Source organism: Aquibaculum sediminis (genome assembly GCF_040712085.1).
Lineage (GTDB): Bacteria > Pseudomonadota > Alphaproteobacteria > Kiloniellales > DSM-21159 > Aquibaculum > Aquibaculum sediminis.
The window spans coordinates 191,310-206,879 of the sequence record NZ_JBFCVK010000005.1 but is presented as its reverse complement, the minus strand read 5'-3'; the positions used below and the strand labels follow the sequence as shown (position 1 = coordinate 206,879).

Sequence of the window (15,570 nt, the reverse complement as noted above, 5' to 3'; positions counted from 1 at the left end):
ACGGCGAAAACGGACCCGTTAGAGCCGTCGCAAGATGTGTGTTGTACTACAACACCATCTTGGCAAAGGGGGCCGCTGCGCGCCCCCTGTTGCATACCCCCGCGCCGTGGCCCTCCACCCGCATCGAGCAGGTTACAGGCCAGAAGACCGTATCGCCGGTCAATCACTCGCAGGGCTTGGAGACGTGCCTCTCCACCTGCACCGAACCATGCACGAACGTCTGGCCGTCCGATCACCAATCAGGGGAGCGTTCCTGCTACCCCCGATACCCCCATGACCATTTCATGGAGACGCCTTCATCGAGACCATGGAAGGGAGCTTTCGCGCTACCCTTGCCCTGGACCCATCCCATCGACCAAAGGGCGTGCCGCGCCCCTCGGAGCCCCGATCAAGCACCCCCGCAAGCCTTGATGTCCTCGAACAAGGACTTCAGATGATGCCCCGACATGTCGAGGATCGGTTCGAACATGAACGAGTTCATATGGATGTTTTCCGGCGTCATCAGGGCAACTCGCTTGACAGCCCGCAGGATCTTCGCATCACATTGGCCCGATTTCTCGTACTTACGGATCAGCTTGCCTGTCTGGCTTGTCTGGATCGAGCCAACATAATCCGGATCATTGATCTCGCCGATTAGAACCTGCTCTGCCACGAGCCGAATGCCAACAGATAGCGCGATCTTCTGTTCCAGCATCAGGTTGTCATCGTCCAGGTCGCAAATCTCGGCGCAAGCGGTCATCACAAGGTCGAACACACTGCCGTTTATGCCGCTGAAATCCGAAAATGACCCTTCTGCGAGCACCGACTGATACACCTCATGAAGGTCCTTTACGGTCAGCGTCTGCGTCTGGTCTTTGATGTGCAACAACGAGGTCAGGGTGCCGAAAGCAGCCTCGTTTCCGACATACTCGGCGAGATTTCGTACAAACGGTATGGACGCTACGAGAATGACAGAATTTTCAAGATTGTTCTTCCAGCCTTCAAACGGATTATCGCTGATGCTGTCCGGTATCAACTGGAGCGCGCCATTCAGCCGGTTGCACAAAAGCTTGTTCTCACCGTAGATGCCGAGGCGCCCCCTCACTGTACGGTAGAAATCATAATTGTGGGTGAGAATAACGAGGTGGAAGCCTTGCTCGGCTCTCATGTCGTTCAGATATTCAATAATCGCGTACTTGTTCTTATAATCAAAAGAATCCGCGATATCGTCGAGAACAACCAATGTTTCGATACCATCCTTACGTCGCGCCTCGACCTCGAAAATTATATTCAGGATATAGAGAGCGCGCCTCTCTCCGTTGCTCAGCCCTTTGTCGAGAACAGCTCTGTCCGTCTTTCGGGCCTGTCCGCCGTCGCGGTCTTCCATGTAGAATGCAATCTGCGGGGCGGACACATTCAGGACGGCATCGCCCTTGTTCTCTACATGTACGGTGAACGGGACAGAGAAGCGATCATTGAAGAGACTAATCACGGATTCCCATCGTGTCTGCTCTTTCTCGGCCTCGCCGATGATCGCCTTGATCTTCTCCTTGCTGGAATCGTATTCCTGTATCAGGTCGAAGTACTCGCTGCTGTTCTCGACGAGATAGGAAATCCAGACCCTCTGCTTGAACGCGTCAATGTCGGACAGTTCCGCAACCACAAACGGATTCTCGATTAGGTAGTCCCGAAAGCTCCTAAGTTCGGCGGTCGTCAGCGTGCTATCGACCTTCTGGAACATCTCGGCCAGTTTGGGATCGGTCAGGATTTTCTGCTTCTCCGCCTCGATCGCCTCGATCAGTTCCTCGTCGGTCGTTATCTCGCTTCGCTCGCCTTCGTGATTGAGATTCACCGTATGTCCGCCCTCGAACCAACCGTTGGCTTTCAGGTTTTTCGCAATCGTCTCGGCGTTACTGTGGTTGAATACGCCCTTCTTGAAATACAGGGAGTTGTCGAGAATCTTTTCGTAGATCGTCGTATAATCGTCGATAAGTGCCTTGATGTCCGATTTCTGCAGAAACTCCAGAACCTTGTCGCTGAACAATATCTTGTATTTGAGGCCGGAGAACTGCGAATGGGCACCTTCTGTCACTTCGCGCTCCAGCCGCGCTAGAGCGACGAGAACATCCTCTCTCCGCACCTTGAACGCACCGGCAATAGCGAGGTCGATATCCTTAGTCAGGCCCGACGGCTTTCGCAGCGCCTTAAACAGCTTCTCCTTTTTCTCGGCGATAGAACCGAAAATCTCATCGTAGCGGGCCTTTAGCTCTTCGCTTGCTAGCAGTGTCGATATTCGCGAAGATTGATACTTCTCGTCTATCGAGTCGATGACGAATATGGACTCACGCTCCAGTGCGCCGCTGGATTCATCACAGACCGTAAATTCGCTTTCCCGCTCTGGAAAGAAAATATCTTCGGGTTTGCTGTTCTCCGCATACTTGCGCATCGACTTCGCCAGCGATGTCTTCATTACACCGTTCGGCGCATAAATGAGTACTGGCATATTATTATTCGAGAAATCAAACGTATGCTTGAGCGCGTCGATGCCATAGCAGTTCGTTAGATCGATTGTGACTTGTTCTACCATGTATATTTCACTCCTCGCCGCACTCAGTCATGTTTAAGCATCTCCTCGACGGAAGTCGATTTGATGTAGCGGGCAGGGTTGTCGCCTATGGCGAGCACGGCAAAGTGTCGCTCGCCGCACTTGATCTTCGCCCCTTCTTTGTGGCGCAAATCATCCCACCAACCACTGCCTTTCGTCTCTACGACGAAGTACAGCTTTTCTTGCCCGTCGTCCTCAACCAGCACCGCCCAATCGGGGTTATACGTTCCCAGCGGAGTCGGCACCTTGAACCACGGTGGGAGCTTGGCGTAGACCTTTACCGCCTCATTGGCTTCCAAGTCTTCGGCGAACCGCTTTTCGACGCCCGCCGAATCGTACACGACATGCCGATACACTGATTTCTGGGTTTCCAGAGTGTTCTTCAGATAGCCTGTCAGTTCTTCTTGCTCAAACAGCTCTTGGGCGTAGAAATGATCATCGCCGATGCGCTGATAGCGAATGCCGTCCACCAGCGCGAGGCGCTTGGTGCGATTGATGGCTTCTTCGGCGATGTCGATGAATTCCTGCGGGTTCTTCTTGAAATCGTGCAGGCGGCGACTGTTCGTCAGGATTTCGACCAAGCTCTTGCGCGTTAGATGTGTTTTATCCTGAAGGTCAGTCAGCAAATCGGGCAATTCGATATCACTCTCACTAATTGACGTGAAAACGGACGTATCACCCTCGTTTATCTGAACCCCACCTTTGCCGATGGCGATATCTGCCTTTCGGAAGCGAGCGCGTGTTTTGGTGATCGGCGGGGCGTCCCGAATAGCAGTTGCGCAATCCTCGATGAGCTTCGGATTGTCAAAGTCCACGCGGTAGGTGGTCTTATGCTTTATCCTATCCCAAAGCTGCTTGAATTCCTCGCTTTCCAGAACCGCTTCACGGGTGCGGATTGTCACGCGCTCATCGGCATTCTTGATATCCAGCTTACCCGCGAGCTTGCGCAGGATGTCTTTGATTTCCGCCTCTTGCCCCGCAAATTCGTCGGGCAGCGTCAGCGTGTCTTCCTTCAAAGCTGTGCGCAGCGCATCCAGCACCTTGCCGCGACTATCCAGGAAGCCTTCGTCCTTGAGGAAGTCCCATACCGCCTCTGACTTATCCACACCGAGCGGCGCAGTCGTCCCATCGTCGGCGGTCACAGCAATATTGGCGAACTGGTGTTTCTCCACCACGCCGAAGCGGATGCCCGTATCGTCTTCGATTTCCTTTTGAAGGTTTTCGGCGAATTGCTCGTAGCTCTCCGTCGCAATGACGGTCAGCGTGTTCACATCGAAGCCGCGCAGGCGATTACCTTCTTGATTGACGCAAAGGCGCAGACCCCGACCGAGGGTTTGCCGCCGCTCACGCTCCGAGCCCATGTCGCGCAGGGTGCAAATCTGAAAGACGTTCGGGTTGTCCCAGCCTTCTTTCAGCGCCGAGTGGGAGAAGATGAATTTGAGCTTCGAGTCAAAGCTCAGCAGCTTCTCCTTGTCCTTCATAATCAGGTTGTAAGCGCGTTCAGCGTTGTCGCGGTTCGTCTGGTTGTTCTCTGCCGTCTCCGTCCAGCCGCCTTTCTTGTCGATGGAGAAGTAGCCGTTATGAACTTCATCCGCCTGGATATTGAGATCGACCTTCTCGAAGAGCGTCTGGTACGCCTCGCTCATGGCGAGTTTGCGGTACTCTTCCTCGAACATCAGGGCATACTTGCCCTTCACGATGTTTCCGTCCTCATCGTACTGGCGGTAGAATTCCACGCTGTCGATGAAGAACAGGCTCAGCACCTTCACGTCGCGTTTTTGCGCGGCGAAGCGCATTTCCTTGTCCAGATGCTCCTTGATCGTGCGGCGTATCATCAGGCGCTTGAGATCGTCAGGATTGACCCCGCCGACTTCCTCGCCAGGATGAAGCGTGACTTCGCCGCCTGGCATACTCAGCTCGACGGACTCATTGTCCTTGCCGCAGTTGATCGTGCCGATGCGGAAGTTCTCGTAGATCGGACGGCCTGTCTCTTGCTCCAGATCGTCGCCGTCTTCGACGGTCAAGATGTCCCGCCGCACATTGCCCCCGCGCAGGAAGTCAGCCTCGATCTTCGCGGTGATGGAGCCCCCTCGGTTGTGCGTGGAGAGCAGCTTGACGTAGGGCTTGTTATGACCACCCTCGACTTCGAGCGAGGCGACCTCGATCTGCTTCACCAGCTCCCGCTCATAAGCATCCACGGCATCTAGACGGTAGACCATGTGGTGTTTCTCCACATGGGTCGCCGAGTATCGCAGTGTACAGAGCGGGTTCATGTCGTTCAGGGCTTCTTTGCCTTTGCCCTTCAAACCGCCGTCCACGCTCTGCGGTTCGTCCACAATGATGATCGGGTGGGTTGCACGAACAAGATCGATGGGTTTTTCGCCGCCCGTCTTCTCGCTGTCCTTATAAAGGTTGTTCACATCCTTCTTGTTGATCGCCCCGACCGTAGCGACCATGATCTGAATGTTCGGGCTCGTCGCGAAATTCCGCACCTGACCAAGTTTGTTGGAGTCGTACAGGAAATACTCGTAGCCCTTGGCGATAGGGTAGAGGTTTTCGAAGTGCTCGCGGGTGATCTGGAGCGTCTTGTAAACACCTTCCTTGATCGCGACGGACGGCACGACAATCACGAATTTAGTGAAGCCGTAGCGTTTGTTCAGCTCGAAGATGGTGCGGACATAGACGTATGTCTTCCCCGTGCCGGTCTCCATCTCGACTGTGAAGTCGCCGCTCGTCAGCGATTCCGAAGGGCGCAGACCGTTGCGAAGCTGGATAGTGCGCAGGTTCTCCAAGATTTCATCGTCCAGCAACTCCAGACGGTTGCCGATCCCCAGCTCGCTCTCGGTGATCCCGAACGAGCCTTGCCCCGTATCATCAGGGCGATAGGTGACGGTAAATTCCGTGCGGTTGATGTCCTGGCCTTGGAACAAGTCCACGACCGAGCCAATGGCCGCGTGCTGATAGTCCAAATCGTCTTCAAAATGCAGTTTCATGTGCGCCCTCCGATTCTACAAGCTGCGCACATGAGCAACGCCATTCTGCTCCAGAATGGCGGTCATGTTCGTCTTGGCGATGTCATCGGCAAAGGCGCTATCGCGGAAGACAACTTGCGTGTCCGAGGCGGGGTCAAGCTCCTTGTGCCATTCCGTGATACCTTGCGCCAAAGGCTCGATCTCGTCCTTCTCGATCTTGTCGTCGAGACAAGCGAACAGCACGCCGAAGCCGATGCTATAGACCGCCTTCCCCGCAATCTCCTTTTCCTCAATCGGCACGGTCAAATCGACGCCGCGCTTGAGCAGAAGCTCATAAAGCACATCCTGCTCGCTCCGCCCTTCGACCAGATGCTCGGCATGATCGAGCAGGCTCTTTTCGAGATCGGCAGTATCGGGGTTCCATGCGCGGATATTGCTACTGTCCAGCTTGAAGACCTTGAAGCCAAAATCTCCTTCGTAACCGGGGCTGTCCTGTAGAATGTCATCGGCAGCAGCTCGCAAGCGAGCTTTTGTGACTTCTGCAATATTGGAGAATTTTTCATTCTTCTCAATAGGTTCAGGAAGCTGAACAAGAATGAAGCGCCGGTTCCCACCATCATCTTTGTTTAGCTGCATTACTGAGTGTGCTGTCGTTCCACTGCCTGCGAAGAAATCAAGCACAATGGCATCCTTGTCGTCTGCCGTGGCGGCTAATATGCTATCGTAAACGGCCCAAAGACTTTTCGGGAATGTAAATGGAGAGCCAGGAACAAGGTCGTTCACGACACCTGTGCCATAGTCATTGGCATCGTATCGCGGGTCACTCCATATGGTCTTATACAGTCCAAAATCTTTGCCCAGTTCGATCTCGTAACCATATCTTCTCTTCTTGGCACGAAGAAGATGCTTAATCGCTTCCACCGATTGCTTTGCATATCGCCACTTGCGCTCAACACCGGATCGGTCAATCGGGTAAACGTAGGCTGTATCACCGTCCCATTCGGTCTGATCGGGATGAAACTCGTCAGGGCATACATCACCGAACCCGACAATCTGATCGTTCTGAACAATGATTGGGTAAAAGCAATTTTTAGCATCTGACCGTTCAGATTCGGTTCCCCAGTTTCGGAACTGCGACCAGTCAATATCTGTGTCCTCAATCTTAGTGTTGGCGATTGCTTTGGTTCCGCTGGGGTATACGAAGAAAGCGTACTCATGCACGTAGGAGAAATTCTTTCCCTGAACTCCCCTAGGATTGTGGACTATCGGTACGCAAACGTGGTCGTATGAACCTTCTTCAAATATTTCTCTTAAAATGACTCCCAACGTGCTTTGTTCGTTATCATCAATGGTAACTACTAGTATCCCATCTGGACTTAGCAATCTCCGAGCCAGCTTGAGGCGAGGATAGATCATTGAAAGCCAGTTCGTATGAAATCGACCGCTGCCGTCCGGGTTGCTAGTAAGCTTTGTCCCCCCTTCTTTCTGACCCGTAACTTCCAAATAAGCACGAACTCCATCTTGAAAGTCGTTCGGATAGATCAAATTCCGGCCCGTGTTATACGGCGGGTCGATGTAGATCATCTTGACCTTGTTGCCGTAGCTTCGCGTCAGCAATTTCAAGACTTCGAGATTATCGCCCTCAATGAAGAGGTTCTGGGTCGTGTCCCAATCAATGCTTTCCTCCGGGCAGGGACGCAGCGTGCCTGTGGACGGCGTGAGGGCGATCTGGCGGGCCTTCTTTTTGCCGTGCCATGTGAGGCCGTATTTCTCGTCGCCGTCCGCAACAGTGTCGCCGAGAAGTTGGCGCAGCGTATCGAAATCGATCCCGTCCTCGGTGAAGGCATCGGGCAGGATATTTTTCAGCGCCTCGATGTTTTCGTCGATGATGTTCAGGCTCTCACCGTCTTCTTTTTTCAGTGCGTCCATAGCTCGCCCCCTCAGAGTTTGTTGCGCGCCGCCTCGATGCGGTCACTCAGTTGCTTGATCCTGGTGTTCAGGCTGACCTGAGTCCCAAGGTTCTTCTCTTTCTTCAGTTTGTTGCGGAGTTCGCTCCGCTCCTGGTGAAACTTCTCGATCTGACGCAGCGCCTCCAGGCGCTCCGTCTTGCCCTTGGGTGTTTTGTCCGCTTCGGCTTGCAGCGCATAGCGTCCCGTGTGGACGGCGCAGTTCAGGGCGATGATCCGTGCGACCGCATCCTGATAGAAGTCGTAGAGGTTGCGGTAGCTGAATTTCGTGACGCGGAAATCGTTCAGGAAGGCAGTTTGCGCGGCATCAGGTGCGGTCAGGTCGATCCAGCCCGTATCATAGCTGCCCTCTGCAACGATCTTGTTCGCGTCGGCACGGTTAATCCGTTTGTCGGTGGCGGTGATCGCCAGCCGCGAACCGCAAACGAAGACGATCAGCAGGGGATAGGGGATTGCCTTCTGGATGACCGCAGCGATGCGGAGGTGACGTTCGGCGGCGGTGAGAACCACCTGCAAAATGGCGATCTCCAGATACTCAAGCGTGTCGTTTTCGTGCTTGGGGATGTTGATCGTCGAGGGTTTGATCGTGTAGCGCCATTCAATCCCGTCGATATCTTCGACAAAGGCTTTCTTGTCAGCTGCGCCGAGCTGGCCATGCTGGTAAAACTGCTTTTTGAACAGGCGTTTGCTGAGGACGCAGGCGTCCGGTAGGGACAAGTTGTCATAGAATTGGTCAAGGTTGCGAATATCAGTCATGGCGCATTCACCACCATGAAGCTGACAACCTCGAAATCCTCCATGCCCTGAAAGCTGTCCTTGGTAAGGTTCGTGCCGCCGCGCGAGAAGAGACTTTCCACGCCTTTTTCCTCGGACTTGCCGACCACGCTCGCGACGGCAGCTTCGAGCAAGGCGCGGTAGTGGCCCATGTCACGCCCGCTCTTCGTCTTCGCGTTCATGCGGGCGACGGCCTCCGTGTCCACGGAACGCTTGCCGTGGCCGTGCTTTTTCAGGACATCGAGGACTTTCTTCGACTGCGTGAAGGTCAGGCTGACCTGGCCGTCATCGCTGACATAGGTGAGATAGTAAGGCGCAAGCGCGTAGCCGTCATCGTTGCTGACGGGCTTGCCGACATTTCTTAGGCAGAAAACCACGCCCGAAGGCAGGCCATCCAGCCTGAGCGCGTGATCGAGCGTCGCGGCGGCGAACAAGCCCGTGGGGGCGCTTTCCAGCTCATGCAGGTGTTCCTTCATGAAGGCCGACAAATCCATGCGGAAGTCGTTGAGCGTCAGGTCGGTGATCGACACACCGCCCGACATATCCTCCAGATCGACGACAGTCTTCTGGAGCTGTTCAAGCTGCTTACGCCGATATTCCAGATCGTTCATCTGACCTGCACTGTCCTGCTCAATGACGTTCTCTTCGCCCGTCGCAGAGATATCGAGCAGCACCATGCGCCCGCTGACCCGAGCCTCCAGGTTGATGTACTCGTCCAGCTCCATGTTTGGCCAGAAGTTCACAAGCTGAATCACGGCGTTTTTCGAGCCAAGGCGGTCGATGCGCCCAAATCGCTGGATGATGCGAACAGGATTCCAGTGGATGTCGTAGTTGATAAGGTAATCGCAATCCTGAAGGTTTTGCCCCTCAGAGATGCAGTCGGTCGCGATGAGCAAGTCGATCTCGTCGGTCGCGCCTTCGTCGATTTTTGCCCGCTCCTTCGAAACAGGGGAGAAGGCGGCTAGCAGGTTATCGAAGTTGCTGCTCTGGCCGGGCATGTTTGTCTTGTTTGTCCCGCTGCCCGTGATCTGTGCGGCGTTGATGCCTAGCGTGTCCTTGGCCCATCCCGCGATATTCTCGTAGAGATAGTTCGCCGTATCGGTGAAAGCCGTGAAGACGATGATCTTGCGGTTGCCCGCGTTGATCGGATTGTTGCATTTCTCGGCGATCAAGTCCCGCAATCGGTGGAGCTTGGCGTCGCGGCTTGCCTCGATCTTGCGAGCTTCGTCCAGCAACTCTGCAAGCTTGGTGCGGTCGTCCTGCAAATCCTGCCGCCAGCGATGCTCATCCATATCCTTGATGAGCACCTTCACCTTGCGCCCGATCAGATAGGCATCGAATTCAGGGGCATCGGTTTCGACATCCTCGATTCCGATCTCTTCGATATCCTCGGAGCTATGGCTTTCCAGCTTTTCGAGCAGGCTTTCTACCTCTCCGAGCAGCTTTTCCAGTGTCAGGGCGAAGGAGTTGATCGAGCTTTCCATGCGCTTGAGAAGGTTCACGCGCATCAGGTGGATAAGACTCTCTTCACGGTCGATCTGCCGGAACACCGACTGACCGCCTTTTACCTTCACGTCGTATTTGCGGCTGTATTCCTCGCGCTTGTCTGTCCGCACATATTTCAGCGGCGAGTAGGCGCTCAGGTTCAACTTGCGGATTGTCCGGTTGATTTCACGCAGAGGCGGAAACTGCCCCAACGTGTCGATATCCGCCTTGATGTTGACCGGCTGGAGCCGTTCGGGAAATGAGCCGATCTCCGTCACATCGTAATATTTCTCGATATGCTTGCGCGACCGTGCAATCGTCAAAAGGTCGAGCAACTTGAAATAATCGAAGTTCATACCGTCGAGAAGGGCTTCGACCGTTCTTTCGTCCTCGCCCTGGCGCAGCCAGTTATTGAAGCGCGTCTGCGCCTTGCGCAACGTCTCTTCGATGCTGCCGATGCCCTGTTCACTGTAGGCACTGTCTATGCCTTCCGTGATAAAGGCGACCTGGTTCTTCAGGTCGTTCATGCGGTTGTTCACGGGGGTCGCTGAAAGCATCAGCACCTTGGTCTTCACGCCCGAACGAATGATCTCATCCATCAGCCGCGAGTAGCGCGTCAGCCCTTCCTTGGCGGAGCTTGCGTTCCGGAAATTGTGGGACTCGTCGATGACGACCAGATCATAATTTCCCCAATTCAGCGTTTCGAGATTGATCTCGCCTGATCGGCCTTGGAGGCGGGTCAGGTCGGTGTGATTTAAAACATCATAATTGAAGCGATCCGTCGCTAGCAGATTGCGCTTGTCGTTTACCGTGAAGACCGTCCAGTTATCCCGAAGTTTCTTAGGGCAGAGAACCAGAACGCGGTCATTGCGCAGCTCGTAGTATTTGATGACGGCGAGGGCCTCGAACGTCTTACCCAAGCCCACGCTATCTGCGATTATGCAGCCATTATATTTTTCAAGTTTGTCGATAGCACCCAGAACGCCGTCTTGCTGGAACTTGTAGAGCTTGTTCCATACTGTCGTGTCCTTGAATCCCGTCTTCGATTTGATGATGTTTTCCTCATCAATATCTTCCAGGAAATCTTTGAAGATATTATAGAGCGTCAGGAAATAAATGAATTCGGGCGTTTGGTCGGCGACGAGCTTTTCAAGCCTTTCGAGTAGGATGGACTTTGCATCTTCGACCGCAGACGGGTCGTTCCAGATCGTCTCGAACCACTCCAGCATCGCCTCGGTACTCGGCGCGTCCTTGGCGCACATATTCATGTGGAAGCGATTGGACTCAGAGTAGCCGAAGCCCGTAGACGTAAAGGTGGAACTGCCCTGAATGCCGATGGCATCACCGTCCTTGCCCTGGGCGAACAGAAGATTCTGCCCAAAGGCACGGGGGTTTTTCGCAATTTTAATGTCGGCCTTTTCCGACAGCCATTTCGCGCATTCTTTCGCTATGCGGCTCTGGTCGAGGCGGTTCCGAAAGCGCAGCTCGAACTCGTCGCCCGCCAACGCGGCTGCATTTCCGTCTGACAAATCGTTCGCGGGCTCTTGAGCCAGGATGAGACGAAATGCGTCGAGTCCCTTCAACTCGTTCTTCAGGGATTCAAAGCCGTAGATCGAGAACAGGCCCGAAATCACAGACAGCCGTGACCCCGTGTTTAAATGCTCACGCAGGGCGTCTCCGACTTTGCCGTTCTTTTTGTTGTCCAGCAGCATTATTTGTGCGTCTCGCTGTCTTTCATTTGCTCTTCAATCCAGGCATCAATCTCCTGCTTCCTAAATCGCCACGCACCCCCGACCTTGAAGCCAGGAATTTTCCCTTCCGCTGTGAGGCGGTAGGCGGTCTTTTCCGTGATCTTCAGATAGGCCGAAACGTCCTTGATCGTCATTATGTCCGTATCCATGTCCGCCTCGGAACAATCAGCACTAATCGGGAAAATACGGGAAAAATAGGAATATCTCAACCCTTTAGTACGCTATCGGCGCACCCTGCGGGCCGGGCTGTCGTGAACCGAGCCTGCGCCGTTGGCTTGTCTCGGCCATCCGGCTTCCATCCCTTGCGCATTATCGGCCAGCCCTGACGGGCTGACACCTTCTTTGCTTTGGGGCCTGCGGCCCCGTCCTCCGTCAAGACCAAGCCCTCCGCATGTGCTGCGGGCGCAGCCAGCGGTTTCCCCGTCCTTCCGCACCTGCGGCTTGTGCAGGACGGGTGATCCCCCTCCGCTGTCTGCGGTCCTGACGGTCTCCCCCCGCTCATTGGCGCGGGCCTAGTCCGGTTGCATGTGCAACCGGCTTTATAAGGAGGAAAAGCCAATGAAAACCGATATCTATCAAAAAGTGACCGACAAGATTATTGCCGATCTGGAGCAAGGCGAACTGACATGGCTCAAGCCATGGAGCGCCGGCAACATGGACGGGCGGATCGTCAAGCCGCTGCGCCACAACGGCATGCCCTATAGCGGGATCAACGTCCTGATGCTTTGGGGCGCGGCGATGGAGGGCGGCTATCTTTCGCCGTTCTGGATGACCTTCAAACAGGCCAAGGAATTCGGGGCGCATGTCCGCAAGGGCGAGCGCGGCAATCTGGTCGTTTACGCCAACACGATCACCAAGACCGAAGAGACCGAGGACGGCAGCGAGGAAGAGCGGCAAATCCCGTTCATGAAGGGCTACAGCGTTTTCAACGTCGAGCAGATCGAAGGGCTGCCGGAACACTTCTATGCCAAGCCGGAGCCGGTCATTGATCCGGCGCAGCGGATCGACCATGCCGAGGAATTCTTTGCCGCCACGGGCGCGGATATCCGCCATGGCGGGAACAGCGCCCATTACAGCGGCGGGACGGACCATGTGCAGATGCCGGTGTTCGAGAGCTTCCGCAGTCCTGAAGCCTACTATGCCACGCTGGCGCATGAGCTGACCCACTGGACGAAGCACGAAAAGCGGCTGGACCGGAGTTTCGGGCGCAAACGGTGGGGCGATGAAGGCTATGCCCGCGAAGAGCTGGTCGCCGAACTTGGCGCGGCGTTCCTTTGCGCCGATCTGGCCCTGACGCCGGAACCTGGCACCGATCATGCCGCCTATATTCAGAGCTGGCTAAAGGTTCTGCGCGACGACAAGCGGGCGATATTCAGCGCCGCCGCCCATGCGCAGCGCGCGGCGGATTACCTGCACAAATTCCAGAAGCAACCCGAACAGCAGGAAGGAGTCGCCGCGTAAGCGGCGGCTTCGCCCGCAAGGAGGGCTGAGCGATGGAAAAGCACATCATCATATGGCGCGGCATTGAAATCGAGATCACTTTCACGCCGGACAAATTCGGCATCACCGAGCACCTTGAGTTAAGGACGCAGACGGGCGCGCGCCTTCCTGTCACGGAGACAGGTTATCGCTCATGCTTTCTTGTCCCCGGTAGCGTGGCCGAATATGGCGGTGCCGCCGTTTTCGCCACAGCATGGCTCGATCATGAAGCCGAACAAACCGGCTGGCGGGGCGCGCAACTATCGCTGTTTTAAGGGGCGGAAGATTTTCGCGGCTGGCCGCTGGGCCAGCCGCGTTCTGCCTATCTTCTGATAGGCATACAAGGTATAAACGCCTATCAATAGATGGGCGTTTTACTGGTGTTTGCACATCAATACATTGACATCATGAAGCATTTCGCCTATCATATAATATGCAAGCAGGGCTTCCATGCCCATGAGGTGATAGGCAATGAGCGTCAAGGACACAGCAAGAAAGCAATATGTGCGGATCATGGATCGCGCTGCGCAGCAGCTTGATTCCATCCAAAAACCATCCGAAGGATGGCTTGCCACGCTGCGCAAGGCGCTTGGCATGTCCGGCGCGGAAGTCGCCGCCCGCATGGATGTTAGCCGCAACGCCGTCTATCAGGCCGAGCGCAACGAGCGCGACGGCGCGATCACGATCAACCAGATGCAAAAACTTGCCGAAGCCATGGGCGGGCGCTTTGTTTATGCCATTGTCCCCGAAGGCAGTGTCGATGACGTGATCCGCGCGCAGGCACGGCGCAAGGCCGAAGCCCGTATACGCCGCGCGAGCGCCCACATGGCCCTTGAAAAGCAATCCCTGCCGAGCGCGGAGACCAAGCGGCGGATCGAGGAACTGGCCGACGAGCTTGTGCGCGACGTGCCGCCCGACTTCTGGGAGGTCAAATGACCTTCGAGGAACCCGAAGGCGCAACGCCGCTCGATCCCGACGAGAAGCAGGGGCTTAAATTCCCGCATATCACAACGCGCGGTGAACTCGACGAGCTGGAGCAGGCCAATATCGAGCAGGGTCTTGCCTGGGTATCGCGGCGGCGCAGTGGTGATATCTTCGACGACGCCTTTATCCGCACGCTGCACAAGCGGCTCTTCGGCGATGTATGGAGCTGGGCGGGCGAATACCGCCTCACCGAGAAAAATATCGGCATCGACCCGTTCCAGATCGGGGCGCAGCTACGCATGTTACTCGGCGATGCGCGCTACTGGGCGGAGAACGGTGTTTTTCCGCCCCTCGAAGCCGCCGCGCGCTTTCATCACCGCATGGTGCAGATACACCCGTTCCCGAACGGCAATGGCCGTCATGCCCGTATCGCCGCCGATATCCTGCTCGAAGAAGTTTACGATCATCCGCCTGTCGCATGGGCCAGCGGGTTTGACCTGCAAGCCGACAACGAGCGCCGCAATGCCTATATCGCCGCCCTGCGCGCCGCTGACGGCGGGGAATTCGGCCCGTTGCTGGAATTCGTCGGCGCGACCGGGGCCGCGCCAGACGGGACCGGCTAAGGCTTGATACCGCTTGCCGGTGCGGCGGCAAGCCCCATGGTGCGCTCGATATTTTCGAGCGTCGCCAGGATGGCGCGGCGCTCCGGCGTATGCGGCGCGGTTTCGGACAGCAGGATCGTGAAGAGCTGGTGCAGCTCGCCAAGCTCCTGATCCGTCAAACCTTGCAGTTCGTGGATGGTGATTAACGTGGTCATGGGCTTTCTCCTTTCCCGTTTCGAGACCCGACCAATTCAGGTCTTCGCGGGATCGGGAGGCGCAGGAAGCGGCCTATCGGACACCTTCGGGCGCAACGCAGTGGAGCAGGCACAGATCAAGCCCTTGATCGCCTTGTCCGTTTACACGGCCCTTTCTGCCATCACTGATTTCCGGAAGAGCTGCACGGTCGGGGCGCAGCGGGAAAGAGACGCGCGGTGACGCGGTGAGCGCCGGTCACGCGATGCACGGGCGACGGATCAACCCTTGGCGTGGTGCCGCCTCGTTCTGAAACGCCTGACTTCCTGACCGCACGCGGTCCGCCGTCAATATCCTGCCCGCACCACCCCTGCCGCCTGCGGCCCGAAGCCTTGGCGCAGGACCGTGTGGGATATGACGCCGGACCTTCTCCGTCCGGTCTTGCGGAATGGCGTAACGAGCCAACCCCAAACCAAAGGAGAACCATCATGGCCCGCACAAACACGAAACCGAACGCCCCGCAGTATAACGCGCCGGACTTCCTCGCCTGGCACGTCATCGACAAGGGCGAGAAATCGTTCTGGAACAAGGTCGGGGCCGCGTGGCGGCACAAGGACGACAAGGGCTACACGCTCCAGCTCGAAGTCGTCCCCATCAATGGCCGCATCGTCCTGCGCCAGCCGCCGGAAGACCCCGCCGACCGGCAGGCCGGTGCCTGAAACGGCGAGGGGCGCGCTTAGCGCCCCCGCCATCACCCGCCGCCTGCGACATATACTCATGCCGTATCGTATCGCGTGGCTGCGCCCGGATTGACATCGGACGCAGCACGAGGTTTGCCGG

At 56.0% G+C, this 15,570-nt stretch carries 12 protein-coding genes; 5 read left to right on the top strand and 7 right to left on the bottom strand.

Annotated elements, in window-relative coordinates:
• Positions 1-388: 388 nt before the first annotated feature.
• Genes ABZ720_RS09845 through ABZ720_RS09820 form a run of 6 tightly spaced genes read right to left on the bottom strand, consistent with a single transcriptional unit; the run spans position 389 to position 11,667 of the window.
• A complete protein-coding gene (locus ABZ720_RS09845) occupies positions 389-2,566 on the bottom strand; it encodes a hypothetical protein (RefSeq protein ID WP_366555347.1) in 2,178 nt (725 codons plus the stop codon).
• 23 nt (positions 2,567-2,589) lie between these two features.
• The gene (locus ABZ720_RS09840) at positions 2,590-5,577 is read right to left on the bottom strand and encodes a type III restriction-modification system endonuclease (RefSeq protein ID WP_366555346.1); all 2,988 of its coding nucleotides are present in this window, start codon (positions 5,575-5,577) and stop codon (positions 2,590-2,592) included.
• Positions 5,578-5,592: 15 nt separating this feature from the next.
• On the bottom strand, positions 5,593-7,485 hold the full coding sequence (locus ABZ720_RS09835) for a site-specific DNA-methyltransferase (protein WP_366555345.1): 1,893 nt from the start codon (positions 7,483-7,485) through the stop codon (positions 5,593-5,595).
• Positions 7,486-7,496: 11 nt separating this feature from the next.
• On the bottom strand, positions 7,497-8,279 hold the full coding sequence (locus tag ABZ720_RS09830) for a DUF4391 domain-containing protein (RefSeq protein WP_366555344.1): 783 nt from the start codon (positions 8,277-8,279) through the stop codon (positions 7,497-7,499).
• Positions 8,276-11,494 (bottom strand): helicase-related protein, encoded by a 3,219-nt coding sequence (locus ABZ720_RS09825; RefSeq protein ID WP_366555343.1) that lies wholly within the window; start codon positions 11,492-11,494, stop codon positions 8,276-8,278. Before ABZ720_RS09825 ends, ABZ720_RS09830 begins: the two co-directional genes overlap by 4 nt.
• On the bottom strand, positions 11,494-11,667 hold the full coding sequence (locus ABZ720_RS09820; protein WP_366555342.1) for a helix-turn-helix domain-containing protein: 174 nt from the start codon (positions 11,665-11,667) through the stop codon (positions 11,494-11,496). The genes ABZ720_RS09825 and ABZ720_RS09820 overlap by 1 nt, the downstream gene beginning before the upstream one ends.
• Before the next feature lie 424 nt (positions 11,668-12,091).
• Here ABZ720_RS09820 and ABZ720_RS09815 point away from each other — a divergent pair, with 424 nt between their 5' ends.
• From ABZ720_RS09815 to ABZ720_RS09800, 4 genes are all read left to right on the top strand, one after another.
• Positions 12,092-12,994: an ArdC family protein gene (locus tag ABZ720_RS09815; RefSeq protein WP_366555341.1), complete on the top strand. Its 903-nt coding sequence runs from the start codon at positions 12,092-12,094 to the stop codon at positions 12,992-12,994.
• Between the two features lie 32 nt (positions 12,995-13,026).
• Positions 13,027-13,287, top strand: a complete 261-nt coding sequence (locus ABZ720_RS09810; RefSeq protein ID WP_366555340.1) for a hypothetical protein — start codon at positions 13,027-13,029, stop codon at positions 13,285-13,287.
• 196 nt (positions 13,288-13,483) lie between these two features.
• Positions 13,484-13,948, top strand: a complete 465-nt coding sequence (locus tag ABZ720_RS09805; RefSeq protein ID WP_366555339.1) for a mobile mystery protein A — start codon at positions 13,484-13,486, stop codon at positions 13,946-13,948.
• Positions 13,945-14,559 carry a mobile mystery protein B gene (locus ABZ720_RS09800; RefSeq protein ID WP_366555338.1) on the top strand — a complete coding sequence of 205 codons (615 nt, stop codon included), beginning with the start codon at positions 13,945-13,947 and terminating at the stop codon, positions 14,557-14,559. Before ABZ720_RS09805 ends, ABZ720_RS09800 begins: the two co-directional genes overlap by 4 nt.
• Here the strand turns inward: ABZ720_RS09800 and ABZ720_RS09795 are convergent.
• Complete coding sequence (locus ABZ720_RS09795; RefSeq protein WP_366555337.1) at positions 14,556-14,753, bottom strand: hypothetical protein; 198 nt, start codon at positions 14,751-14,753, stop codon at positions 14,556-14,558. The genes ABZ720_RS09800 and ABZ720_RS09795 overlap by 4 nt on opposite strands.
• 465 nt (positions 14,754-15,218) lie before the next feature.
• On the opposite strand from ABZ720_RS09795, the gene ABZ720_RS09790 reads away from it, so the two are divergent.
• The gene (locus ABZ720_RS09790; RefSeq protein ID WP_366555336.1) at positions 15,219-15,449 is read left to right on the top strand and encodes a hypothetical protein; all 231 of its coding nucleotides are present in this window, start codon (positions 15,219-15,221) and stop codon (positions 15,447-15,449) included.
• The last annotated feature ends 121 nt before the right edge of the window (positions 15,450-15,570 follow it).